This window comes from Bacillus sp. MC1252 (assembly GCF_056838025.1).
This window is the reverse complement of sequence record NZ_CM166369.1, coordinates 2836724-2862664: the sequence shown is the minus strand read 5'-3', so window position 1 is coordinate 2862664 and position 25941 is coordinate 2836724. Positions and strand designations below refer to the sequence as shown.

Annotated in this window: 23 protein-coding genes; 18 read left to right on the top strand and 5 right to left on the bottom strand. The window is 42.3% G+C overall.

What is annotated here, in order from left to right; genetic code table 11:
* Positions 1-33 precede the first annotated feature (33 nt).
* Entirely contained in the window at positions 34-510 is a 477-nt protein-coding gene (locus ACYH0L_RS14810) for a divergent PAP2 family protein (RefSeq protein ID WP_099681780.1), read from the bottom strand.
* Positions 511-839: 329 nt separating this feature from the next.
* Here ACYH0L_RS14810 and ACYH0L_RS14805 point away from each other — a divergent pair, with 329 nt between their 5' ends.
* Positions 840-2330 carry a leucyl aminopeptidase gene (locus tag ACYH0L_RS14805; protein ID WP_256499685.1) on the top strand — a complete coding sequence of 497 codons (1491 nt, stop codon included), beginning with the start codon at positions 840-842 and terminating at the stop codon, positions 2328-2330.
* A 141-nt stretch (positions 2331-2471) separates the two neighbouring features.
* Positions 2472-3800 carry a Na+/H+ antiporter family protein gene (locus ACYH0L_RS14800; protein ID WP_099727064.1) on the top strand — a complete coding sequence of 443 codons (1329 nt, stop codon included), beginning with the start codon at positions 2472-2474 and terminating at the stop codon, positions 3798-3800.
* A gap of 243 nt (positions 3801-4043) precedes the next feature.
* On the opposite strand, the gene ACYH0L_RS14795 is transcribed toward ACYH0L_RS14800, so the two are convergent.
* The 3 genes from ACYH0L_RS14795 to ACYH0L_RS14785 form a co-directional block, all read right to left on the bottom strand.
* Positions 4044-4640 (bottom strand): biotin transporter BioY, encoded by a 597-nt coding sequence (locus ACYH0L_RS14795; protein ID WP_099727065.1) that lies wholly within the window; start codon positions 4638-4640, stop codon positions 4044-4046.
* 116 nt (positions 4641-4756) lie between these two features.
* Positions 4757-5893 carry an alanine dehydrogenase gene (gene ald, locus ACYH0L_RS14790; RefSeq protein WP_256498992.1) on the bottom strand — a complete coding sequence of 379 codons (1137 nt, stop codon included), beginning with the start codon at positions 5891-5893 and terminating at the stop codon, positions 4757-4759.
* A 110-nt stretch (positions 5894-6003) separates the two neighbouring features.
* Positions 6004-7233, bottom strand: a complete 1230-nt coding sequence (locus tag ACYH0L_RS14785) for a PucR family transcriptional regulator (RefSeq protein WP_230030797.1) — start codon at positions 7231-7233, stop codon at positions 6004-6006.
* A gap of 405 nt (positions 7234-7638) precedes the next feature.
* Between ACYH0L_RS14785 and ACYH0L_RS14780 the strand changes: the two genes are divergently transcribed.
* From ACYH0L_RS14780 to ACYH0L_RS14745, 8 genes are all read left to right on the top strand, one after another.
* Complete coding sequence (locus ACYH0L_RS14780) at positions 7639-7932, top strand: WXG100 family type VII secretion target (protein ID WP_003213769.1); 294 nt, start codon at positions 7639-7641, stop codon at positions 7930-7932.
* A 95-nt stretch (positions 7933-8027) separates the two neighbouring features.
* Positions 8028-8267 carry an ESX secretion system protein YukD gene (gene yukD, locus ACYH0L_RS14775; protein WP_003213579.1) on the top strand — a complete coding sequence of 80 codons (240 nt, stop codon included), beginning with the start codon at positions 8028-8030 and terminating at the stop codon, positions 8265-8267.
* A 14-nt stretch (positions 8268-8281) separates the two neighbouring features.
* Entirely contained in the window at positions 8282-9595 is a 1314-nt protein-coding gene (gene essB / locus ACYH0L_RS14770) for a type VII secretion protein EssB (protein WP_256498991.1), read from the top strand.
* Positions 9596-9646: 51 nt separating this feature from the next.
* Positions 9647-14122 (top strand): type VII secretion protein EssC, encoded by a 4476-nt coding sequence (gene essC, locus ACYH0L_RS14765; RefSeq protein WP_256498990.1) that lies wholly within the window; start codon positions 9647-9649, stop codon positions 14120-14122.
* On the top strand, positions 14119-17049 hold the full coding sequence (gene esaA / locus ACYH0L_RS14760) for a type VII secretion protein EsaA (RefSeq protein ID WP_482354132.1): 2931 nt from the start codon (positions 14119-14121) through the stop codon (positions 17047-17049). Before essC ends, esaA begins: the two co-directional genes overlap by 4 nt.
* Complete coding sequence (gene essA / locus ACYH0L_RS14755; protein WP_099727071.1) at positions 17039-17524, top strand: type VII secretion protein EssA; 486 nt, start codon at positions 17039-17041, stop codon at positions 17522-17524. The genes esaA and essA overlap by 11 nt, the downstream gene beginning before the upstream one ends.
* A gap of 99 nt (positions 17525-17623) precedes the next feature.
* On the top strand, positions 17624-18367 hold the full coding sequence (locus tag ACYH0L_RS14750) for a (S)-benzoin forming benzil reductase (protein ID WP_230030879.1): 744 nt from the start codon (positions 17624-17626) through the stop codon (positions 18365-18367).
* A gap of 272 nt (positions 18368-18639) precedes the next feature.
* Positions 18640-19173, top strand: a complete 534-nt coding sequence (locus tag ACYH0L_RS14745) for an HD domain-containing protein (RefSeq protein WP_099727073.1) — start codon at positions 18640-18642, stop codon at positions 19171-19173.
* Here the strand turns inward: ACYH0L_RS14745 and ACYH0L_RS14740 are convergent.
* Positions 19170-20654: an esterase/lipase family protein gene (locus ACYH0L_RS14740; protein WP_099727074.1), complete on the bottom strand. Its 1485-nt coding sequence runs from the start codon at positions 20652-20654 to the stop codon at positions 19170-19172. The two genes, ACYH0L_RS14745 and ACYH0L_RS14740, sit on opposite strands and share 4 nt — an antisense overlap.
* A gap of 180 nt (positions 20655-20834) precedes the next feature.
* Between ACYH0L_RS14740 and ACYH0L_RS14735 the strand changes: the two genes are divergently transcribed.
* The 8 genes from ACYH0L_RS14735 (at position 20835) to ACYH0L_RS14700 (ending at position 25845) form a co-directional block, all read left to right on the top strand.
* Positions 20835-21071 carry a YuzF family protein gene (locus tag ACYH0L_RS14735; protein ID WP_099681761.1) on the top strand — a complete coding sequence of 79 codons (237 nt, stop codon included), beginning with the start codon at positions 20835-20837 and terminating at the stop codon, positions 21069-21071.
* A gap of 183 nt (positions 21072-21254) precedes the next feature.
* Positions 21255-22358 carry an AI-2E family transporter gene (locus ACYH0L_RS14730; protein WP_230030801.1) on the top strand — a complete coding sequence of 368 codons (1104 nt, stop codon included), beginning with the start codon at positions 21255-21257 and terminating at the stop codon, positions 22356-22358.
* Between the two features lie 65 nt (positions 22359-22423).
* Positions 22424-22645, top strand: a complete 222-nt coding sequence (locus tag ACYH0L_RS14725) for a spore germination protein (RefSeq protein WP_003213446.1) — start codon at positions 22424-22426, stop codon at positions 22643-22645.
* A 101-nt stretch (positions 22646-22746) separates the two neighbouring features.
* The gene (locus tag ACYH0L_RS14720; RefSeq protein ID WP_099727077.1) at positions 22747-22968 is read left to right on the top strand and encodes a spore germination protein; all 222 of its coding nucleotides are present in this window, start codon (positions 22747-22749) and stop codon (positions 22966-22968) included.
* 94 nt (positions 22969-23062) lie between these two features.
* On the top strand, positions 23063-23311 hold the full coding sequence (locus tag ACYH0L_RS14715) for a YueH family protein (protein ID WP_099727078.1): 249 nt from the start codon (positions 23063-23065) through the stop codon (positions 23309-23311).
* A gap of 27 nt (positions 23312-23338) precedes the next feature.
* Complete coding sequence (locus tag ACYH0L_RS14710) at positions 23339-23746, top strand: YueI family protein (protein WP_099727079.1); 408 nt, start codon at positions 23339-23341, stop codon at positions 23744-23746.
* Between the two features lie 60 nt (positions 23747-23806).
* Positions 23807-24358, top strand: coding sequence for a cysteine hydrolase family protein (locus ACYH0L_RS14705; protein WP_099727080.1), 552 nt, complete (start codon positions 23807-23809; stop codon positions 24356-24358).
* A gap of 17 nt (positions 24359-24375) precedes the next feature.
* Positions 24376-25845 carry a nicotinate phosphoribosyltransferase gene (locus tag ACYH0L_RS14700; protein WP_099727081.1) on the top strand — a complete coding sequence of 490 codons (1470 nt, stop codon included), beginning with the start codon at positions 24376-24378 and terminating at the stop codon, positions 25843-25845.
* The last annotated feature ends 96 nt before the right edge of the window (positions 25846-25941 follow it).

Genomic DNA, 25941 nt, shown 5'->3' with positions numbered 1-25941 from the left:
TTGGGCCATTTGAGGTCCAAAGCTTTTTCGCTTCTACATGAAGTAATAATCTAAGATGAGTGTCAGCAAGATCCCTGTTAAGCCGCCGAAGAAGACTTCAATCGGCTTATGCCCAAGAAGCTCTTTCAATTTCTTTTGCTTCTCTTTTTCTTCCGCACTTGGGAAATTCTTTGCTTCGGCAACAAAATGGTTGAAATCTGTCACCAGTTTGTTGAGAACAGTCGCCTGTTCTCCTGCCTGTCTGCGAACACCCGTCGCATCAAACATCGTAATAATAGCAAAGATGGCGGAAATGGCAAAAATAGATGTTCCTAGCCCGTGCTCTAAAGCAACTGCTGTTGAGAGTGCTGTTACTGCTGCGGAGTGTGAACTTGGCATTCCGCCTGTGCTTGTAATGAGCGACCAATCTAGGCGTCTAGAAATGATAAATTGAATGGGTACTTTTACAAATTGTGCAAAAAAGATGGCTGCAAGGCTGGCAAGCAGCGGAAAATTCGTCAGTACGCTCATGAACAAGAAACATCCTCTCTGTAAGAAAAAATATCGTGCGAAATGATTGTCTGTTTACCCCTAGTAAGATGAAAAAAATAATAGCAGTAATAAATGTTGCCAAGTCCATGTTCATTATAACATTAAAGAAAGTAGATGTGGAACGAGGAGAACATGGACAGACTGCTATCGAGCACCGTCACTTTTTCATGATGCCCTTCCGCGTGTCAAAATATAATTGCTCATTCAAGAGAAGGCAGGCTGGCAATGATCGTATAGGCACGCAAATTTTGATATAATAAAAGTTCCAATGTGAAAAATGGAGTTCATTGAAGGAGCGTGTGATAAATATGTTTTTCTCGACAAGTGAATTGAAACATAAAGATACACTGGCCATCGGACTTTTTCAAAAGAGCCGATTATCAGGAAAAGCAAAAGAAATAGATGAATTACTTGAAGGAAGAATCACTGAATTATTAAAAGAAGGCGATATTTCATCCAAAAGAAATCAGCTTTCGAAGTTTTTCCCGTCCCCTGAAACAGGCATCAAACGCATTTATCTTGTCGGGCTTGGGAAGGAATCAGATTACACGTTTGAAGAGGCAAAAGAAGTCTTTGCGCATTTATTTAAAAAGCTTCATCAAGATAAAAAGCAAGCGGTTTCGGTCTTGCTTGATACGTTCGTAGGAAAGGATCTGCCTGTGCATGATGCAGCCCATGCCCTTTCTGAAAGCTGCCTCTTAGCTACATATGAATTACAAGATTTTAAACATAAAACGAATGAACCTGATCGCTTTATCGAGTTTGTCTATGCAACGACGGATCATGACACAGCTGAAATTCAGGCAAGTCTGAAAGTAGGCGAAGTCTACGGACAGTCAGTGAATTCGGCCCGCACTCTTGTGAATATGCCGCCGAACATGCTGACATCCTCTGATCTTGCTTCCTATGCGGCAGAGCTTGCGTATAAATACGAATTTGAGATTGAAATTTTAGATAAAGAACAAATGGAAGAGCTTGGGATGGGCGGTATTTTAGCCGTCAATAGAGGCTCAACAGAACCACCAAAGCTCATTGTGTTGAAATACCAAGGCAAGGAAGAATGGACAGATGTCATCGGTCTTGTCGGTAAAGGCATCACGTATGATACAGGTGGATATTCATTAAAGCCAAGAGCAGGTATGGTGGGCATGAAAACGGATATGGGCGGCTCAGCCTCTGTTTTAGGCGCGATGGAAATCATCGGTGAGCTTCGCCCAGAGCAAAATGTGATTGCTGTCATTGCCTCAACAGATAATATGATCTCGGCAGACGCAATGAAGCCGGATGATGTGATTGTGTCACTGAGCGGTAAAACAATCGAAGTACTCAACACCGATGCAGAAGGCCGCCTCGTCTTAGCAGATGGGGTAACGTATGCGAAGCAGCATGGTGCCTCTGTTCTTGTAGACATTGCAACATTAACAGGCGGGGTCGTTGTGGCGCTTGGAAATGAGACAACAGGTGTCATGACCAATAACGATGAACTGTATGCCCAGTTTAAAGAAGCATCAGAAGAATGCGGTGAAATGATTTGGCAGCTGCCGATCACTGAAAAAGATAAAAAACGAGTGCGAAACAGCAAAATGGCTGATCTCAATAACTCTCCAGGTCGAGATGGTCATGCGATCATGGCAGGTGCTTTCATTGGTGAATTCGCTGAGGAAACCCCTTGGGTTCACTTAGATATTGCAGGTACAGCGACAACAGAAAAACCTTCATGCTTTGGGCCAACAGGGGCAACAGGCGTGATGGTGAGATCATTGGCGACATTTGTGGAACGATTCGAAGCAAAGAAATAAAGGATAGGGCTCTGCCAGATGGCGGGGCTTTTTTTATGTAGGACATACGCCATTTGACGAAGTTTTTTTTCTATGGTAACATACGTTGGTACTTTAATTATCTACTACATTAGTAAACTAAAGGATTTCGGAGGTTTCACCATGAATGCAGTTGTTATAGCGGTTATTTTAATGTTGATATTAAGCTTGCTGCGAGTCAATGTGGTTATTGCGCTGGCACTTGGCGCTTTAGCGGGTGGCCTTGTAGGCGGATTAGGTCTTGGAGGAACGGTTGAAGCCTTTACTGACGGGCTCGGTGGAAATGCGACAGTGGCGATTAGTTATGCGCTTTTAGGAGCCTTTGCAGCGGCGCTGACGAAAACGGGTCTTCCAGATGCCATGGTCGAAGGAGCAGTGAAACTTCTAGGAAAAGAAGGCGACTCAAGAAGAAAAACATTATCAAAAGTGCTCATCATTCTTGTCATTTTGATCGTATCCTGTTTTTCACAAAACGTCGTTCCTGTTCACATTGCCTTTATTCCGGTCTTAATCCCGCCATTATTAAAGGTGTTTAACGAGCTTCAGATTGACCGCAGACTGCTAGCATGTGTTATGACCTTCGGACTCACTGCACCATATATTTTACTTCCAGTCGGTTTTGGACAGATTTTCCATGGGATGCTTCGTGACAACATGAAGGAAGCAGGTTTGACAGTGAACTTAGCAGACATTCCGTATGCGATGCTGATTCCTGTAGGGGGCATGGTTCTTGGGTTGATCGTTTCACTTTTTGTGTATCGTAAGCCAAAAGCATATGAGAATCGTGATATTACGGATGTAGAAAAATCAGCTTACACGAAAAAAAGCTTGTTCTTTGCTGGGCTTGCGATCCTTGTCTCACTCATCGTCCAGCTCTATTTATCTCAAAGCCTTGGAGTCGAAGGAATGATTTTTGGTGCACTGGCAGGACTTCTTGTTCTGTTTGTCACAGGAATGATGAAACGTGATGAAGCAGATGCGCTTATTACTTCTGGAATGAATATGATGGCATTTATCGGTTTTGTGATGCTTGTAGCGGCAGGATTTGCCAACGTATTAACGAAAACAGGAGATATTGAAGAACTAGTTAAAGCTTCTTCTCAGTTCATCGGAAACAGTCAAAGTGTAGCGGCGATTTTAATGCTACTGGTTGGAATGCTTGTGACAATGGGCATCGGGTCATCATTTGCAACGATCCCGATTATTACGACCATCTTTGTTCCACTTTGTTTACACTTAGGATTTAGTCCAATGGCAACCATTGCAATCATTGGTTCAGCTGCGGCTGTTGGGGATGCAGGTTCACCTGCAAGTGACAGTACGCTTGGACCGACATCTGGGCTGAATATGGATGGACAGCATCACCATATTTGGGGTACTTGTGTCCCAACATTCGTCTTTTATAATATTCCGCTTGTCCTATTCGGATGGTTTGCGGCAATTATCCTATAACATGAAAAGGTTCCTCCATGGAGAGGAACCTTTCAGCGTGTAGACAAACCCTCGCATTCTGTGTCAGTCCTGCGTGCCGGTGCTCACGAATGTCAAATTCGCTCCGCTCCGGTACTCGTCCTTCCTAGACTGCAAAGGTTTTCTATCACGCTGAACAGAAGACAAAGGGCTAAAATGAAGATCATTTTAGCCCTTTGTCAACAATATGAAGGTTCCTCCATGGAGAGGAACCTTTTTTGATCTTTATGAGGCTGTTTGTTCTTTTCGAAAGGATGTAGCTTTTGAAACAGAGCGATAAATTTTAGGAGCCAGCATCGCAAGGACAATAGTCAAAGCGTAGTCTTTGACCATAAACCAGATCATGAAGAACCATGTGGTTTGATAAGAAATTGGTGCATTCAGCCAAACATTTAACGCGATGTACGTATAAGTTGTCCCGATCACATACATCACGGTCGTTCCAGCAATGGCTGCAATCAAAAAGCGGCCAAAGCCAGGGTGTTGTCTCTTTTCAAGAATGAAGCCGGCAAGCCAGGCAGCAGGAATGTACGATAACACAAAACCGCCGCTTTTGCCTAAAATGACACCAAGGCCCGCGGAGAACTGTGCGAATACAGGTGCGCCAGCAATCCCAACTAAGGCATAGACAATCATGGCTAATGCGCCAAGTCGTCTGCCTAGCAAAAGACCAGCAAGCACACAAAAAAACGGCTGCATGGTGAGTGGAATCCCGCCGACCTGTAAAAATGGTACGATCGATGTGATGTTGGCTCCTATGGCCATCAGTGCAGCAAACATTCCGACTAGCACAAAGTCAGCCGTTCTTGTCTTCTTTTGCATGATGTTTCCCCCTGTCTTATCTGTACAAATAGATTAAGGGGAAGAGGATTTTTTGTCAACCTGTTTTTATTTTAGGTTAACAATAAAACCCGCTCCTGAAAAGGGCGGGCTGGATATTAAGCTTCGGTCATAGAAGATGTATCAATGGCTTTACTGACAGGCACATAATCATAGCCAAGATCACGAGCAACGGCTTCATATGTGATATGTCCGTTCATCACATTGACGCCTTCTGCGATGGCATTGTTTTCTTTGATGGCTTTTGCAGCGCCTTTATTTGCAATTTGCAGCGCGTATGGAACGGTGACATTGGTTAAAGCAACAGTCGATGTCCGCGGTACCGCGCCTGGCATATTGGCGACAGCATAATGTAAAATGCCGTGTTTTTCATAAGTAGGCTGATCATGTGTTGTGATATGATCAACTGTTTCCACAATCCCGCCTTGGTCAATGGCTACATCGACAATGACGGAACCAGGCTTCATTTGTTTCACCATTTCTTCTGTCACAAGGGTCGGTGCTTTGGCACCTGGTATTAGAACGGCACAAATGAGCAGGTCTGCCTCACTGACTGAATCTGCAATGTTGACAGGGTTAGACATTAACGTTTTCATTTGATGACCAAACTGATCGTCCAGCTGACGTAATCGCTCCGCGTTTAAATCAATGAGTGTTACATCTGCGCCAAGTCCGACGGCCATTTTCGCTGCATTTGTTCCAACAACACCGCCGCCTATAATGGTGACCTTCCCTCTAGATACCCCTGGCACGCCTGCGAGCAAAATGCCTTTCCCGCCTTTTGGTTTTTCTAAAAATTGTGCACCGATTTGAGCGGCCATTCTGCCTGCCACTTCAGACATAGGGGTTAACAGGGGAAGTGATTTTCCGTCCGTTACCGTTTCATAAGCAATGGCTGTGACGCCTTTTTGTTTCAATGCTTCAGCCAAGGAGGGCTCTGCGGCAAGATGCAGGTACGTAAATAAGATGAGTCCTTCTCTGAAATATAGATATTCCTCAAATAATGGTTCTTTTACCTTCATGATCATATCAGAAGATGCCCATACATCTTTCGCCTGATCAAGGATCTCTGCACCAACAGATACATAATCGTCATCAGTGAATCCGCTTCCAGAACCAGCGTTTGTTTCAATTAAAATCTGGTGTCCAGCTGAAAGCAATTGAGAAGCTGCTCCTGGTGTTAATGCCACTCGGTTTTCATTGTTCTTAATTTCTTTCGGAATGCCGATGATCATGTTTATTCCTCCTATGCTTATCTATTGATATTGTATGTCTAGTGTATCCTGAAAGTTTAGAAAATTCTTCGGTTGAAATAAAAAATAAAAAAACGCCTCTTTGTGAAATTTCACAAACGGACGTTTTTTAGCTTCATATCAAGATAAATGGTCATTTTCTCATTCATGTTTTTTAAATCAATTTCTGCAATGTCTGTAATCCGCTTTAGTCTGTAATTCAATGTGTTGATATGAATGTTTAATTGCTTTGCGGCGATATTGGCATTGCTGTCACAATCAATAAACCGTTCAAGGGTTTCGACTAGGTTGGAATGATGCCTTAGGTCGTAATCCTCCAGCTTCGATAAAGAGTAACTGGAATAAGACGAGCCCTTTCGCTTTTCAGCCAGCACATCTAAATATTGATAAATGCCGAGTTCAGAAAAACTGTTTAAACGTTCCGTTTCAACAGGAAAGCGTTCTTTTGTTTTCAATACAGCCAGTGCTTCTTTATAGGACGGCTGAATTTGAGAGATATGATCGTAAATTCCGCCAATGGCCGCCTGAACGTGATGGATATGATAACGGTCAGACAGCTGCTGCAGCATGCCGCTTGTGAATTGTTTAATATCTTGAAGCGGGTGCTCTGTTTTTGGTGAGACAAGAATAATGAATTCGTGAAAATCAACAGTCGTTAATAGTACCTGCACTTGCTGCGTTGTTTCAAGCAGATAGGACAGCTTTTTTTCCGTCGCCTCTGTGAGTTCATCACGGAGGCGAAAGATGATAATGGCATACGTGTCTGGACATCTCATGCCAAGTCTCAAAAATAGGTCAAGCATCTCATCCTTCTCATGAATATGACCTGTGAGCATCTTCCAAAAAAGCTCCTGATTGCGTTCTACTGTTTTCGTTTTTCGAATTTGTAAATTGAGTAATTTGTTTTTAACGGCATGGGCTGCCATTTTGAGAAGGTCCATTTCTTCTTCTGAAAAAGGCTGCGTGGATTCAATGGCCCAGATAAATCCGAGCACCTCTTTGTCCTTCCATATTGAAATGGCGACCCTGCTAGATAAACCTACTTCTGCAATTTGAGGTACACGAAGCGGTTCATCTGTTTTAAGTAGTGTAGGAATGATGCCGTCCTTCCAAAGCCGATTAATGACTTTTTCCGGTACACGGCGGGAGATAATGGTTGAAGTTCTGGCGGGATCAGTGAAATCATTGTGTGTGCTATATGCCAATAATCGATGATGAGTATCTTCTATAGTAATAGGGCAATTGAGCACATCACTAATTTGGTCTGCCACATCCTCTAAACGATCAAGACTATACTTAAATGGATCTGTCTTTTTTGTCATAAAAACCCCTGCTTTTTCGAATATTTCACGTACTTACATTATGAAGAGAATGAGGTACGTAAATCAATAAAAAAATGCCATAAACTTAAAAAAACAGAAAGCGATAGATCTGAGTGGTTTGGTCATAAATGGATACCAAAAAGAAATAGTACAATAATAACGTAGTAAAAAATCAATAGGTGAAAAGATTCATCCGAGTGCGTGTACACTTATTAAGAATATATGACCAAAAAAATGTTAAATACTAGATAAAGAGCGAAAAAACAGTAATTCTATAGACTCATTTTGTAAAATAAAAACAGATTTGTTTGACTGTGTATCATTTCTGTTTTTATAATAATAACGTCAAAAAATAAGTGGATTAGCCCATTATATGGCGGCTATGCACGGGAGGTAATGAGGAATATGTCAGGAATTATTCGCGTAACCCCAGAAGAACTAAGAGCGACCGCTAAGCAATATGGTGTTGAAAGTCAAGAAGTGCTAAACCAAGTTGATCGTCTCAATAGAATGATCTCTGATCTAAAAGGAATGTGGGAAGGTGCTTCTAGTGAAGCATTTGCTGATCAATATGAACAGCTAAAGCCTTCATTCATCAAAATGTCTGATCTATTAACAGATGTCAGCAATCAGCTTGATCAAACTGCAAATACACTTGAAAGCACTGACCAAGACATCGCAAGCCAAATCCGCGGCTAATCAAAGTGATTTCCTTTCTAAGTGTGAAAAGCAGAAAAAGCGCCGAGTCTGTCAATTGATGCCGGCGCTCTTTCTATTTTGTGAGGTGGAAATTTGTGTATATCGATATTACCATCGACTTAAAAAATTATGATGGCAGTGTGTTTGATTTGAGACTATCAAATTATTTACATATTAAGCAAGTCATCCATATCGCCTGGCAGGCAAAACAAATCTCACTTCCTAAGCGAGAAGGCGGATGGGTGCGTGTAGTCAATAAGAAAGCTGTGTTTTCAGGCGAATATAAGCTGTCAGACTGTGGGATCACTACAGGGGACAGGCTGGAAATACTATGAAAGGACTTTTGTAAATGGCAGATAAAAAGAGTTCCTATTTAGAAGAACAATTAGAAGCAGTCATGAAAAAAGAGGAAGGCACCTACACCTTCATTTTTCAAAGAGAGACGATTAAACTCTTAGACGGTTTAGAAGCGGCACCGATCAAAGACATCAATCCTTCATTTAAAAAAGAGATTCAATTAACTGAAGGTGAGGTCGTGATCTCAATTGAACCGCCTCCTGCCTATCAGGAATTTCGTTTCATCCATGCCAAGGATGAAAAAAGCAAATGGATTTTTTCATACCAGCTTGTCGATGCAGTTTGCAAACACGACGTGAAGCGGCTGCATCCTATTGTTTCTCCTGAAAACATTGTTTTTCATCAAGGCTTAGCTCCTGCATTTTTGCATTACGGGGTCAAAGAAAGCATCCCGCCGTATGAAATCGATGAGCATCGTCTGTTAAAAGAGGTCAAAGCTGTCATTCTTCGAGTGGTTGACCATGAGTATCAGTTTCAGGAATATTTGGCTTATCATGATACGTTGAAATTATCTGAGCTGGCAAAGGAAATCAGTGAAACGCAGTCGCTGGAAGAATTGTCCGCCCTTATTCAGCAAAAGATCGAAGCGCTCGAAACGAAAGAAAAAACGCTATTAACCATTCCTAAAAAGAAATGGAAGATCGAACGATACATTGGACTGGGTCTCCTTGTCCTTTTGATTCCGGCATTGGTGTATACCATTTACACCTTCTTTTTCGCGATGCCGAAACAAGAAGCGTATGTCGAGGCAAACAAATATTATCTCAACAAACAGTACAGCCAAGTGGTGGATACGTTAGAAAAATATCCAGCTAATCAAATGCCAGTCTCTCTTCAATATGAACTGGCCATTTCGTATGTGCAAACGAACCAAGGCAGCCTGTTACTTGATCAGCACAAAAAAGAAATCACGGATACGTACACATTGCAGACAGATCCGCAATACTTCCTTTTCTGGATTCACATTGGACAAGGCAATAGCAAGGAAGCGCTAGATATTGCACGGGTACTTGGGGACGATCGATACATTTTCACTGCACTCGTCGCCTATCGCAATGAAATCCAAAATGATGATAATCTTTCTGCTGAAGAAAAACAAAAACAGTTAGATCCAATCATTAAGGAAATGGCGAAATATGAAGAAAAAGAAACAACGGAGACAAGCACCAATGACTCCTCAGGCGCGAGCCAAACAGATGAAACAGCTGATCAAAAAGAGCAGTCAAAAGCCGATCAGGAGAAAAAAGAGAAAGAATCTGATTCAAAAAAGAATCCCTCTCAGACAAAAAAAGATGAGAAAAAATAATTCTTTCGATACAACTGACAGTTGGTGCTGTCCCATGAGGAGGTGGAGCGTTTGAGTCTTCTTTGGGTTTTTTATGAGGAGGATTATCAAACCGTCCGTTTAGATGAGCAGTTCAATCGAGAAGCTGTGATTGGACCTGAAATAGAGCATACCGTGACAATCTCTTCACTTTCATTTGATGAAGGAGCGATTCGTTTATCACCTAATGAATCGAATGATGGTTTTTCAATTTACCAGGGAGAGAAGAAGAAAGGCAAATTACTTCCACATGAGCCGTGTGAAATTGGATCACTCACACTCATTTTACTGGATGCACATCATGATCAACACATTTATTACCTAGGAAATAGAGTCGAGGTGTCTTTTTCAAATGAGGAGAAAGATGAGATCGATGTGTGGAAAGAACAAGCTCATGCTATGTTTCAAGATGCCAAGCAGTTCACTTTAGAAAAAATCGAAGGAACTTGGTATGTCATACCTCAGAATGAGACGATTTATGTGAACGGAAAGCAAATCCACGGACCAGAAAAGATTCATGCCGGTGATGAGCTGTTCTGGAACTTTCTGACGGTTACACTTAAAGATGATGATTTATTGCAAGTGACAGCATACGAACCATTTCAAACACGTTTAGAGAAAACAAGACCACCAAGCACAGAAACAAAACAAAAATACCCTTTATACAGACGAACACCACGTTTAATTTATGATCTGCCTGATGATCGGGTTTCATTTAGCTTTCCTTCGCAGGAGAGTGAAAATAGCAGCAGAGGGCTTTGGCTTGTTGTCCTCCCTCCGCTTGTGATGCTTATTGTCATGGGAATAGTCGCACTCATCCAGCCGCGCGGGATTTTTATTGTTGTGTCGATGGCGATGTTTATTATGACGTTAATTACATCGTCCGTTCAATACTTTAAAGAGAAGTCACAGCGCAAAAGACGAGAAGAGAAACGGCAGCGGGTATACTCACTTTACTTAGAAAATAAACGGAAAGAGCTGCAAGAGCTGTATGACCGTCAGCAATTTATCTTGACGTATCATTATCCATCATTTGAACAAATGAAATACTTGACGTCAGAAATCAGTGGGCGGATTTGGGAAAAGACGCTTATCAGTGATGACTTTTTGCAGCTGCGTCTTGGGACAGGTGCAGTTCCGTCAAGCTATGAATTATCGACGAGCGGCGGCGATATGGCCAATCGTGACATTGATGACTTAATGGAACAAACGCAGCACATGCAAAAAGTCTATCGTGAGGTGAAGGATGTACCGATTACATTCGGTCTTGCTGACGGCCCAACAGGCTTAATTGGAAAGCCTGCGATTGTGAAAAATGAGCTTCACCAGCTTGTCGGCCAGCTTGCTTTCTCGCACAGCTATCACGATTTGAGATTTGTCTTTATCTTTAATGAGCAGGAGTATGAGAATTGGGAATGGATGAAATGGCTGCCGCATTTCCAGCTGCCTCATACATACGGTAAAGGGTTTATTTACAACGAACAAACCCGCGATCAGCTTTTGTCCTCTATTTATGAAATTTTACGTGAGCGTGATTTAGAAGAAGAAAAAGAGAAAAAAATCTTTACGCCTCACTTTGTGTTCATCGTGACAAACCATGAACTCATTGCGGAACATGTCATTTTAGAATACTTAGAAGGCAGCCGGACAGACCTCGGCATCTCAATTATCTTTGCCGCAGAAACAAAGGAAAGCTTAGCTGAAAATATCTCAACGCTTGTCCGTTATATTAACGAAGAAGAAGGAGATATTCTCATTCAGCACAAAAAGGCAGTACGGATTCCATTTCGACTTGATGCACATCAGCGTGCGGACAATGAGCTGTTTGCCAGAACACTGAGAACGTTAGACCATCAAGTCGGAATGACCAACTCGATCCCAGAAACGGTCTCATTCCTTGATTTGTTTCATGCCAAACAGGTAGACGACATTGGCATTCGTGAAAAATGGCTGACATCTGAAACAGCAAAGTCATTATCTGTGCCAATCGGTTATAAAGGGAGAAACGATATTGTTGACCTGAACCTGCATGAAAAAGCACACGGCCCGCACGGCCTGTTGGCTGGAACAACGGGGTCAGGGAAAAGTGAATTTTTACAGACGTATATATTATCCTTGGCTGTACACTTTCACCCGCATGAAGTTGCCTTCCTGCTGATTGATTACAAAGGGGGCGGCATGGCGCAGCCGTTCCGAAATATTCCGCATTTACTTGGCACCATCACAAACATCGAAGGCAGCAAGAACTTTAGTGAAAGAGCGCTTGCGTCGATTAAAAGTGAACTGAAGAAAAGACAGCGGTTGTTTGATCAGTATCATGTGAACCACATCAATGATTATACGAAGCTCTATAAGGAGAAAAAGGCTGAACAGGCGATGCCTCATTTGTTCTTAATCTCTGATGAGTTTGCTGAATTAAAAAGTGAAGAGCCGGATTTTATCAGGGAGCTTGTGAGTGCCGCACGTATTGGCCGAAGCCTTGGTGTCCATCTCATTTTGGCCACACAAAAGCCAGGCGGGGTCATTGATGATCAAATTTGGAGTAACTCCCGCTTTAAGGTCGCACTAAAAGTGCAAGATGCGTCGGACAGTAAGGAAATTTTGAAAAATAGTGATGCCGCGTCGATTACTGTCACAGGCCGGGGATATTTACAAGTTGGGAACAATGAGATCTATGAGTTGTTCCAATCGGCTTGGAGCGGTGCACCATATATGGAAGATGGCTACGGATCAGAAGATGACATTGCCATTGTGACAGATACTGGGCTCATCCCATTATCAGGGGTAAGCACAGAGCCGGCAGTGAAAAAAGAGACAGTGACGGAAATTTCTGCTGTTGTGGATGAAATTGAACGTATGCAGCAAGAGCTTGGGATTGAGAAGCTTCCGAGTCCATGGCTTCCACCGCTTGAAGAGCGCATTCCAAAAACGCGTTATGCGTCGAGTGAAGAGCATGTCTTCCATTTTGCGCTTGTTGATGAGCCAGATCAGCAAAGCCAGCATCCGCTCTCTTATCAAATGATGGAAGACGGGAATATTGGAATCTTCGGTTCCTCTGGCTACGGCAAATCACTTGCTGCCACGACACTGCTTATGAGCTTTGCGGAGAGATATTCACCTGAAGAATGGCATGCGTATATTTATGACTTCGGAAACGGGACCTTGCTTCCGCTCGCCAAACTGCCGCACACGGCTGATTATTTCTTAATGGATCAAATGAGAAAAATTCAAAAGTCGATGAAGCGTCTGCGTGAAGAGGTTGAATACCGCAAGCGGTTATTCAGACAGCAAGAAATGAGTCATATCAAAATGTACAATGCTTTGAATGAGAAAAAGCTTCCGTTCATTTTTATCGTGATCGACAATTTTGACATTGTCAAAGACGAAATGCATGATCTCGAATCTGAATTTATCCAGCTGAGCCGTGATGGACAGTCATTGGGCATTTACTTCTTGATCACAGCGACTCGTGTAAACGCAGTGCGCCAATCACTAATGAACAACCTGAAAACAAAGATTGTTCATTACTTGATGGATCAAGGGGAGGCGTATTCGATTATTGGCAGACCGAAATTCAGCTTAGAGCCGATTCCGGGACGAGTCATTATCAACAAGGAAGAGCTTTACTTTGCACAAATGTTCCTGCCAGTTGAAGGAGAGAACGATCTCGAATTGTTTGAGCATCTGAAACAAGAGATTCAGCTTCTTCATGAGCGCTTTCAAGAGGCTGAAAAACCAAAGCCTGTTCCAATGCTGCCTGATAAGCTGACAGTTTGGGAGCTTGAGAGTCATTTAGATGGGCAAAAACAGCCTTACGACATTCCAGTAGGACTAGATGAAGAATCAGTGGCACCTGTTTACTTTGATTTGAAAAAGAATAAACACTGCCTCATTATCGGTCAAACGCAGCGCGGGAAAACAAATGTGACAAAACTGATGCTTGATCAGCTTTTAGAGGCAAAGCCTGAAAAGCTGGCCGTCTTTGATTCAATTGATCGGGGTCTTTCCCATTATGCAAAAGAAGAGAACATCGATTACCTTGAAACAAAGGATGATATCACCGAATGGGCAGAGGAAATGGACCGTTTATTCAAGGTGAGGGAAGAGATATATGTTGAAGCTGTTCGCCGGGGAGAGACCGATCAGTTGTCATTTCCTCAAGTTGTGCTTGTGATCGATGGCATCACACGTTTTCAGCAGACGATCGATCCGCGCTTGCAAGATCAATTGGCTGATTTCATGAAGTCATATGCACACCTAGGCTTTAGCCTTATTGCATCAGGAAATCATACCGAATTCAGTAAGGGCTATGATGCACTGACAAACGAAATCAAACAAGTTCGTCATGCCATGTTACTCATGAAAAAATCAGAGCAAAACATCATACCGCTTCCGTATGCAAGACAAGAACCAGACATTCAGCCAGGCTTCGGGTATTTGGTTGAAAACGGAAAAGAGAAGAAAATCCAGGTTCCTTTATGTGCGGTAGGAAGGAAGAGTGTTCAATGACAGAGCAGCAAAAAAGCTCCATCAAAATCGTATCCACCATGATATTGATTCTTATTTTACCGGTTTTATTTTTCCATCTCATTGGGGATGATCCGGCAAAACAGAAGAAGAATGCTACACGTAATATTGCTGTGGTCAATGAGGATATGGGAGCGAACGAAAGTGAAAACACCGCTCGTTTCGGACAGGATGTGGTTGCAGCATTATCAGAGCGTCCTGATTATACATGGACCGTAGTCAATCGGAGTGCGGCGGAAAATGGACTGAAAAACAGGAAGTACGACGCTGTCCTCTATATTCCGTCTGATTTCTCTAAAAATGTGCTGAGCTATGATAAAGACCATCCTGAAAAGGCATCCATTCAATTTTCGATTCAAGATCAGCTCAATGCAGTCAATAAAGAAAAAGTGCAGAGAGAGCTGGAAAATGCGCAAAAGAAAATGAATGAACAGATGTCGACCTTATACTGGAGTTTTGTGTCACAGGAAATTGGCAATGTCAGAGAAGAGTTTGAACATATTGTCGGCAAAGAAGTCGAATTCCAAAACACGATGTATAACTTCTATAAGCCAAATTCGAACAAACTGTCTGATGCCGTTCAGCAGCAGAAGAAACAAATAGAAGAATTAAAAAATGCGATGGCCGATTCACAAAAACAGTATAAAGACGGTTTGAGTACAACAGAAGAAGCGAAGAGCCAGCTAAAGGATTTCGTAAAAGTAGTAGATCAATATCAGCAGTATCAGGATAAACAAAAGGATCTCTTGATCAAAGCGCAATCCACAAGCAAAAAACAAATCCAGCAAGGGCTCAAACAGCTTGCTGAGATTCAAAACCAAAATGCCCGCAGCTTTAGTGATCAAATGGGTGGACTGAAAACAGACATGAATGGGGTACAAAGCCAGCTGAAAACAACTGACAGCGCCATTCAATCTGTTCAGAAATCGAGAGAAGACGCAATTCCTAAGCAATCAACGGGATTAACTAAACTTGTTCAGGAGTCTCAGGAAGAACTGATTAAAAAGTATGAAGCTCAATACTTGGAAGACTATAAAAATAAGATGACAGCCTTGCTGGCTAAGTTAGAGGTAAAAAGGGATCAGCTAATGGATGCGCCTGCACCACCAGCTGATCCTGGTGATGATGAGCCATCAGGTCAAGATAATGAGAATCCAGAAGAGATTGGCATTAATTTGGACGAGGAAATAACTGAACTTACCCAAATTTCAACAGAGATGAACGATTTGGCTGATCAATTAGCAGAGCAGGAGACGCCGCCTTCTACAGAAGCAGAAAACGCAACAGATGGTGATGATCCTGCTCAGCCAGATAACGGAACAGATGGGGATAATCCCACTCAGCCAGATGACGACAGTACGAATCAATCAAAAGATGAATTAAAAGCACTCTCCTTACGTTTGGAAGAAGTAAAAAAGAAGATTCAAGAAAAAGCCACTACTCATAATGACCAACTGAAGGACAAGGTGAGTCAGTTGAGTAAGGAGCTTGAGAGCCTCTCTAAAAAAGTAGAGAAGCTTGAAAAGAAGATTCAATGGTTAGAAGATCGATATAATGAAATCTCGAATGAAATCAAAAATCAGGAATCTTCTATCTTAAATAAGGTGAAGGAGCTGAAACGTAGAAACTCGCCGATTGGAAACACCTTTATTGAGGAAATTTTCGATAAAGAATTCAATACAAAAACAACAAGCACCAAAAAGTTAATGGAGTATTCCAATCAACTCTCACAGCTAGAGATGATGCTCGGTAATGTCTATCAACCATCAAATAACTCATCCTTAGTCGACACCAAACCAGATGAAATCCAGTCCATCATTTCCATCAAAAAAGAAGAAACAGAGAACTGGGACACATTAAATAAACAGATGCTGACGTCAAACGATGATGTGTCTACTTTTATTGATGAGATGCAGAAGTTTTCAGATGGCTATGCAGAATATATTTCGACGCAGCAGGCAAGCATGGAACAGGAATTAAACACAATTTCTGAAAGTGCGGACAATGTTGCTGAGCAAATGGCTGATCAAGGAGATGCAGTGTATACGGCAGACCTTGCAGGCAGTTCAATTGTCGTCAGTGCGCAGGATTCAATCGGTCAGGAAGTGCTTCGTCTTTCTGAAAATATGAGTTCGTTAACCGACCGCCAAAAAGGGGTGGCAGATTATACGAACAACATTGAAGAAAGTGTGACAACGGTTCAAGAAAAGGCGGATACGCTGAATGAAAACTGGAGTAAGAATGTAGATTCAACGAAGCTGGTTCAGCATGATTTAAATGGTATTTTAGGAAACACATTAAGCGATCAAGGCAATAGCAACTATGTATATAACCACTTAGCCAACCCGCTGAAAATTAGCGGGGATGTGCCGGAAGAAAAAACGCAGACTGTACCGCCAGTGGTCATTTTGGTCATTGTGATGATCAGCAGTTTATTGATTGGCTTTTTCAGCTCGTATTATGCGGCGGCTCCGATGCTGGTCAAAGGTGCACTGTTTGGCATTTTGAACCTTTTAGTTGGACTCATGATCAGCTTGTTTGGACTTAATATCTACAAACTCGCAGATGATCAAGCGATTCAATGGTCGATTTTCACGATTTTGCTGTTGGTGACTTGTTCAGCCTTTATTCGCACGGCTTTCCTTTTCGGATCTATTGCCGGATGGATGGCAGCAACGGCGCTTATTTTCTTCTTTGTCGCACCGTTAATTGATTTGGTGATGCCGAATTTCCACTTTACAAATCCGGTGACAGACGTGTATATGTCGATCCAATACGGGAATGGGGACAATTTTGGAATGGGCATCGCAGGGTTAGTGATTGTAACTGTCCTCTTAATGGCCATACCACTTGTGACAAAGCTATGGAAAGATAAGACAGAGGAACGTGATGTGACACATGAGGCTTAATCTGTTCGTGAAAGGGATGGCACTTAGTGTCATATCCCTTTTTCTCCTCATCCCTGCTGCTTTCGCTGCTGGTGAAGATACGGATACAAATGTCAAGCCGAATGAATATCAGGAAAAGGAACTCAATATTAACTCGAGTATATTGCGGGATCAAACCAAATACGAACAAAGCAAAACAACGAAAAAAGTCAAAACAGATATTCATTTTGCTGAACCGCCTAAAACGTCGGGTGGGCATCTTTCGCCACAGCTATTCAGTGACCTGAAAGAGAATCCGCCTAAAACACCAGCTCGTATGATGAAAGAGATGAACATCTCTTTTAGCGATTCGGCTGTATCAGCACCTTCTGTCGATGATCATGAGAAGCAGACATCGGCGCTGCTTCCTATCATCTTTGGGTTCTTGATTGCCGCTGGTATCATCGTGATGATCATCCTGATTCCAAAGGTGAATGTAAAAGCTGAAAAGAAATAGCCTGTCTCTTTTAAAAGGGGCAGGCTTTTCTTTATGCAGATTGCTTGATGTCATGCCGATTCACTACGTAAAATAGTGTTATCAAGGGAGGAGATTGTCATTCGAATTTCAATCGTTACAGGAGGATCAAAAGGATTTGGCCTAGCACTTGTGAACCGGCTGCTTTCACGTGGGGATCATGTGTACACTGCGGCAAGAAGTGTGTCGCCAAATTCCCATCCAAAACTTACACATACACAGGTCGACCTGACAGATGAGGCAGCAGCTGCCAAATGGCTTCAAGATATTCTGTCCCCGCAAACACTGGCAGACGCTGATGACATCTTATTCGTCAATAATGCAGGAATGGTGACCCCTATCAAACGCGTTGGGCAAGGCGGACGGGAAGCGCTTCATCAGCATTATACGTTGAACCTTGTCATTCCTGTTTTGCTGAGTCATGTATTTGCTGACCAGATTCAATCATTCAAAGGGAAGAAAACGATCGTTCATCTTTCTTCTGGAGCTGCTAAAAACCCATACAAAGGATGGAGTGCGTATTGCAGCTCAAAGGCGGGACTTGATATGTTTATGAGGACTTTACATGAGGAACAGCAAGACGAGGCGCATCCTATTATTACGTTTTCCTTTTCACCCGGGACGATCGATACAGATATGCAGGGCGAGATTCGGAAGTCATCAAAAAAGGACTTTGAACAAATTGAACGTTTTCAGCAATTATATGAAACAGGCACGCTGAAGAGTCCGGATGAAGTCGCAGGTATCTTGCTCGACCTTTTATCGGAGAATCCAGCTGGCGGATGCGTATACGATGCACGTGAGTATGTGAAAAAGCAGTCATAACGACTGTTCAGCGTGAAGACAAACCCTCACATTCGGTGTCAGTCCTGCGCGCTGGTGCTCGTCCTTTCTGGACTTCAAGGGTTTTCATATCACGCTGAAAAGAAGACAAAGGGCTAAAAGCAGTCATAACGACTGCTTTTTCTTATGGTACAAGCAAGAACGGCTGGTTTCGCATAAGCTAATCTTAAGACTCACAGGAATTGTGACAGAACATTTGAGTTTCTTTTCAGAATATGTTAGGATGCTAAAAATATAGATAAGGAGGGGTTTCCATGAGAAAGGTTACATTAATGGATGTTTATACCCACCCAGTCGCTCAAAAATATTTAAATCGTTCAGGAAAAGCCCATGCGATTGCTTGTGCTTATCACGCATTCAAGCTGGCGATGCAGGCAGGAATTAACCCAGATCTTGCTGTGAAAGCAGCGCTCTTGCATGACATCGGTCACTATGAATGGTATACAGCCGGTGGAGAATGGGATTACGAGACATATAGACGGAATGATATTCATGCCATTAAAGGAGCAGAGCGGGCCCACAAACTGCTCATACGTCTCGGTGAGGAACCAAAAGCAGCCAAAGATATTGCGCTGGCGATTCTGCTTCATACGGATTCTTATTTGCCAGAGGGCGACCTGCACAAGGACACACTCCAGCAAATTGTGAAGAAAGCAGATGAAATGGATGAAGAGCCTGGCGGACACCATCATTACAGACAAATAGACGAATCACTTGCACTGAAAAAAATTACAGATTTGGATCAGAAGGTGCAGCAGGCACTTCAGCCCATGAAACGCTCTGTTTAGTATGGAATGTCTCCATGAATATTTCCATGCTGGTCGACATACAATGTGCGAATAACGGTACGGTTAAACGCAGATGTTCCTGAAGTCGTGAGTCCCGTGTAATGAACCGTGACGGAATAAGCACCTTCTTTTTTCAATTGAACGGCTGATGAAGAGCTCGTTTTAAGTGGATGATCCTTTTGAGCATCCTTAAAGTAAACGGTCTCTACTGTTTTGCTTAACCGTTTGATCAGACGGCTCGAATGTGTTGATGCATCCCCTGATTTCGCTGCAACAATTTTGATTTCTTCATTTAATGGTGAATCAAAGGATACAAGCAGCAAATAAGGAGCTTTTTTTCCTGAATTCGATCGAATTGTCCATTTTCCAGGAACGGGTTTATTGATCTGCACATGGTGTGAATATGCGCCTTCATATGGGAAAGATGCTTCCGATGTCTTAAGGTTTGTTAAGACGTCTCCATTTGGGGCGACGATTTCCGGCTGTGCTTCTTGTCTTTCATTTAACCACTGAATCGATAAGCCATTCGTTCCTTCCTCTACATAGAACGCTTCTGTTTTATCCTTTTCACTTTCACCGCCTTTTACGTAAACATCTGTATTCACCTCAGCAGAGACTGGCTCTTGTTTCGGGTTATCTTCTTTTTCAGCATTTGAGATACTTGCTAGCAGCTGATGTTGGAACACTGGGAACATGCTTGTGCCGTTTTTGATCGAATAGTGGTCCCATTTTCCCGTTAAAATATTATTTGCATACGATAACCTTGTGCTGCTTACCGTGACAGCGCCATCGTTTGCACCAAAGCTCTTTAAATACAATCCGCCTAAATAAAGCACGCCGCCAAATGTTCCCCATTCTGAACCAGAATAGGTGACATATTTATTGGGAAACGTCTCTAATCGGTCGGTTTCACTTCGAAAAGCCGCCATAAGACCCGTTTGCAGAGAATAAAGTGCGTCGCTTTTTTGTCCAAGAATTTGCGCGAGCCAGCTCCCGCCCTTGCTATAGGCTAAATCCGCAAGCGGCGTTCCGTAATGAGGAGAGCCGAGTGTGATGACCTTATCTACATATGGATGGGCATTGTAATACACGAGTGCGGACTGTGCATCCACCCCGCCTTTACTATGACCGATCACAATGAGTTTTCTACCGAAAAAATCATAGATTTCTTTTAGCTTTTCCGCTAATAGTTTGCCATTTCTTTTCATGTCCTGATCTGGATGCAAATCTATGAATGCGCTCTCGTATCCATTCAGAACAGCTTGTTTTGCCATATCGTTACGACCGAACCAAGTGGAGGAAGAGCTATTAATGCCATGAACAAAGACAAGAGGGGGTTTTGACTCTTCTTTTTGAACTGGCTCTTCGCCTTTAAACCACTTTCCTGGTGTACCAGGTTCATCTCCAATTGTGCCTGCATACGCATAACTTGCAGAGGATAGAAAGAGCATGACAGCAACGATACAGATTAATTTTTTCAAGATAATTCACCTCTTCAAATGATTTAAATTGTTGGCAGCACCAATCTATTATACTTCTAAAAAATGCAAAAAAATATAATTTGTAAAAATATGGTATTAACGTTGTAGGTTTGCCGAGTGACATTCACATGGGTCATTGCATACGCTGTGGGTAAATACACAAGTAAAGGGGCAGGTAGGATGGCACAACAGGGAAGTCCGCAGCTTGTTTCATTAGTCGATCCATATGTTTATCAAACATTGCAGAAAGTGGTCGGTATGAGATTGATTGTTCAAACAGTGAAAGATACTGTGCGTGGAAAATTGAAGGAAGTCATGCCGGATCATATTGTGATTGAGGCGGGGACAAAGTCAGTTTTTTATGTGCGGATCCAGCAAATCGTGTCGGTGATGCCTGATCACAGTGAAAGAGTGTAACAAGCAGACGCCTAGGTGTCTGCTTTTTTCATGCTTACAGAATGTATATCTACAAACAGCGCATGATATACCAATTGTTCTTTTTTTTTCAAAAAATGTGGTTCTAAAACAAGAAGCAGTTGACAGAAGGTGGGTTGAATAGTAGTTTTTTAATAAGATCAATACGTAACAGGAGGAGCATCTTTGTTAAAATCTAAAGTTCATTTTTGGACATTCCAAATACTACTTGTTTTACTCATTGTATATGTATCAACAAAGGTTTCGTTTTTATTTCAGCCGATTATTTTATTTGCATCCACCTTGTTTGTGCCCATCTTGCTGGCAGGCATTCTCTTTTTCATTTTTAATCCAATTGTGCGGTTCTTGTCCAAGAAGATTCCTAGGACACTCGCCATCCTGATCATTTATCTCCTGTTCATTGGACTCATCACATTCATTGTCAATGCTGTCGGACCAGTCATTGTTATGCAGTTGGGCGGACTTGTCAAAAGCTTCCCTGGATATGTGACGGATATGCAGACATTTATCAACAACTTCTCGCATTCTAAAACATTTACTTGGATGATGAACCAAGATTATGTGTCTGTCTCAAAGTTTGAACAGACGATCGTTTCGACATTAAAAGATTTACCGGAAAATATTGCTTCAAGCATGTCTGCAGTGTTTGGCGTCATTGCAAATATTGCCCTTGCCGTGATCACGGTTCCGTTTATTTTATTTTACATGCTGAAAGACGGGCATAAGTTTCCGGACAAGCTCGTTCAATTCTTGCCAATGCCTTACCGCAAGGAAGGGCTGAAAATCTTCAAAGAATTAAACGACACGCTTGCTGCTTACATACAGGGGCAAATTGTTGTCTGTTTATTTGTCGGAGTTGCTTGTTTTATCGGATACTTATTAATTGGTGTGAAATATGCGCTCATTCTCGGCATTATCATTGCGATTACAAACGTGATTCCGTATCTTGGACCATATCTTGGCGCGGCACCAGCTGTGCTCATTGCCTTTCTTGATTCGCCTGGAAAAGCGGTTGTGACAGTAATTGTCATTCTTGTCGTCCAGCAAATCGATGGAAACGTGATTTCTCCGTTGATCATTGGGAAACGTCTTAATACACATCCATTGACCATTATCCTGCTATTAATTGGGGCAGGAAGCTTTGGCGGAATACTAGGTATGATCTTTGCGGTGCCTGTGTATGCGCTGCTCAAAGCCATCACATTGAATATTGTGAGATTGGTTCAACTGCGCCAGCGTTCTCGAAAAGAACAGCATTTAAACGTCTAGGACAGATGCACAAATTCCCCCTTTTGCATAAGATGATTTACATAAGCAGATAGGGGGAGATTCTGTTGCCTGCAATCGTTGGACCTATTCATATCGAGTCGTTAGGAGGAAACGGTGCGGCTACTTTCGGTGATGTTCTGGCCATTGCACCTTTGGCCGTAGACCACTCTACTGGCGGGGCGGGAGCCTTTAATTCAGGCGATTATATGTCCCTCACAAGTGATCCAAATGCCACCATGCTGTGGGACTTTACACTGTTTGGCCAGCCTCAATCATTTAATGCATAGAAGACAGCTGATGATAAGACGTATCAGCTGTCTTTTTTATGTTGGATATACACGTATTTTTGCGCTGGGCATATGATGAGGGTAGTAAAGGTGGTGAAAAGATGCCAGCAATTGTTGGACCAATTCATATTGATCGTGTGAGTGGAAACGGAGCAGCACATTTCGGTGATATTTTTGCCATTTCTCCAAAAAGTGTCGATCACTCCGCCGGAGGCTCAGGGACTTATAATGCGGGGGACTTTGCTCAATTCTACAACAGTCCAAACGTCACATTTGTCTGGGATTCAGACCTGATTAGTCAGCAAAAAAGCTTTAATGCGTAGCCAGCTTTGGAAGGGATTCCTTTTCAGAAGCTGTCTTTTTTTATGGTACAATGGATATGGATGTAAGGAGAAAAAGAGGTGTGAAAAAAGTCTAATGAAAATAAGAAAAGCGCACATCACAAGCGGGCAATTAAAGACCTACAATGTATATTTACATGAAAATAAAAAAGAATATAAAACACTTGTCGCCGTACCTGATATTGAATGGAGTATTTCCATTGCGTATGAGGACGAAAAAGCGCAGCTTGAACAATCACTTGAACAATCCTTAATGGAAAGAGTAGAAACAGACGAAGCCCGTGAGCTCGCACTAAAGATTGTGCACTGGGTCACAGAAATGTAAATTCAGTAAACAGGAGTGAAAACAGCGATGAAAGAAGAATCCGTAGACTTTTATTTGCAGCAAGGGATATTTGGACATGCTGAAACAAAACCCGATGAACGAAGAATGTTTCTCGGTTCATTAAGGGAACGAGCGCTTCTCGCCCTGACAAAGGGACAGGTATTAAGAAATAAACCGTATCAAGAGGTAGAACAAGTATTAAAGGCCAATCGACAAGCCACTGTTCTTTTAAATGGTGAATTGTCTTATGCTTCTTATTCTCAATATATCAAAATGGCAAATGCCGCTGGATGCTCTTTTAAAGTGGTGAATCATCACGAAGCACACTCGCCTTTTGGCCTTGTCATAGAGGTGCCAAGTGCGATCAATCAAGAGCACATCTATATAGAAGATGAGCTGTTTCAAAACGCTTTTTCTCGTGAATCTGTTGAATAGGTTTCCCTAGTGAAATGAATAGGCTATAATGATTCAAAAGAGCATATGGGAGAGATGCGGATGGGCAAAGCATTGATTTGTATTGATTATACAGTTGATTTTGTTTCAGACGATGGAAAACTGACATGCGGAAAGCCTGGACAGGCGATTGAACCTAAGATCACAGAGATCACTTCTTCGTTTATTGATGAAGGACACTTTGTCGTCTTTGCGGTCGATCATCATGAAGAAGAGGACCCTTATCATCCAGAAACAAAGTTATTTCCGCCCCATAATATCCGCGGGACAGAGGGAATTGAACTTTATGGCAAACTAAGTTCACTATTTCACACGTCAAAACATTTAAAACATGTCTACTATATGGAAAAAACAAGATACTCTGCTTTTGCAGGCACTCAATTAGAAATGAAACTGCGCGAGCGCGGCATCACTGAACTTCATTTAGCCGGAGTGTGTACAGATATTTGTGTACTTCATACAGCTGTGGATGCGTACAATAAAGGCTTTGAGCTTGTGATTCATCAGAATGCCGTGGCGAGTTTTAATGAAGCGGGGCACGAGTGGGCACTTTCTCACTTTGAGCAGACGCTTGGTGCGAAAGTGGTTAAGTAAGGGAAGGAGAATGGAAGTTGGAGCATCGGTTTATTGACGACAGTTTATCACTACATACAGATCTTTATCAAATTAACATGGCAGAAACGTATTGGAGAGACGGCATTCATGAAAAGAAGGCAGTCTTTGAACTCTTCTTTAGAAAGCTTCCATTTGACAATGGCTTCGCTGTATTTGCTGGTTTAGAGAAAGCGATTGAATATTTATCGGACTTCTCCTTCACCGAAAGCGATCTTGCGTATTTAAAAGATGAACTCGGTTATAAAAGCGATTTCATTGAATACTTAAGCGGGTTGTCCTTTACAGGTACACTTCATTCAATGCGAGAAGGCGAAATTGTCTTTGCGAATGAACCAATTATGCGCATCGAAGCAACGCTAGTTGAAGCGCAGCTCATCGAAACGGCACTGCTCAATATTGTGAATTTCCAGACGCTGATCGCAACAAAGGCGGCTCGGATTAAAGGAATCATTGAAGATGAGACAGCATTAGAATTCGGAACAAGACGTGCGCATGAAATGGATGCAGCCATGTGGGGAGCAAGAGCGGCATTGATCGGCGGATTCCAGGCTACAAGTAATGTTCGTGCAGGGAAACGCTTCAATATCCCAGTATCAGGAACACATGCCCACGCGCTTGTACAAGCCTATCGCGACGAGTATACAGCATTTAAAAAATACGCTGAAACACATACAGACTGTGTCTTTTTAGTCGATACGTATGATACCGTCAGATCTGGCATTCCGAATGCGATTAAGGTTGCGAAAGAATTCGGAGACAAAATCAACTTCATCGGTGTCAGACTTGATAGCGGAGACCTTGCATACTTGTCTAAAAAAGCTAGAACGATGCTGGATGAAGCAGGATTTCATGACGCAAAAATCATTGCATCAAGCGATCTTGATGAACACACCATCATGAATTTAAAAGCACAGGGCGCAAAAATTGATGTGTGGGGTGTTGGGACAAAACTGATCACAGCATTTGATCAGCCAGCCCTCGGTGCTGTGTATAAGCTTGTGTCGATTGAAGAGAATGGCAAGATGAATGACACCATCAAAATTTCATCCAACCCAGAGAAAGTGACAACACCAGGCCGTAAACGTGTGTATCGCATTATCAATCAATTGAATCATCACTCGGAGGGCGACTACATTGCTCTTGAAGAGGAAGATGTTCAAAGTGAAGATAAGCTGAAAATGTTCCATCCTGTGCATACATTTATCAGCAAATTTGTGACAAACTTTGTGGCAAAGGATCTTCACGTCCCAATCTTCGAACAAGGAAAACTTGTGTATGATAATCCGGATATTCAAACGATTCAAGCCTATGTGCAGGACAGTCTCGGACTCTTCTGGGAGGAGTACAAACGAATCAGCAAACCAGAAGAATATCCAGTCGATTTGAGTCAAAAATGCTGGGATAATAAGATGCAATTTATCCATGATGTAAAAAACAAAATCAAAAAAGAGCTTTATGAAAGCTAAGTGTGGAAGAAAAGGAGATCATCAAGCCAGATGGTCTCTTTTTTTTATTTTGACCTGTTCAAAATGAACCATTCGGGCAATCATTTGGTATACTGA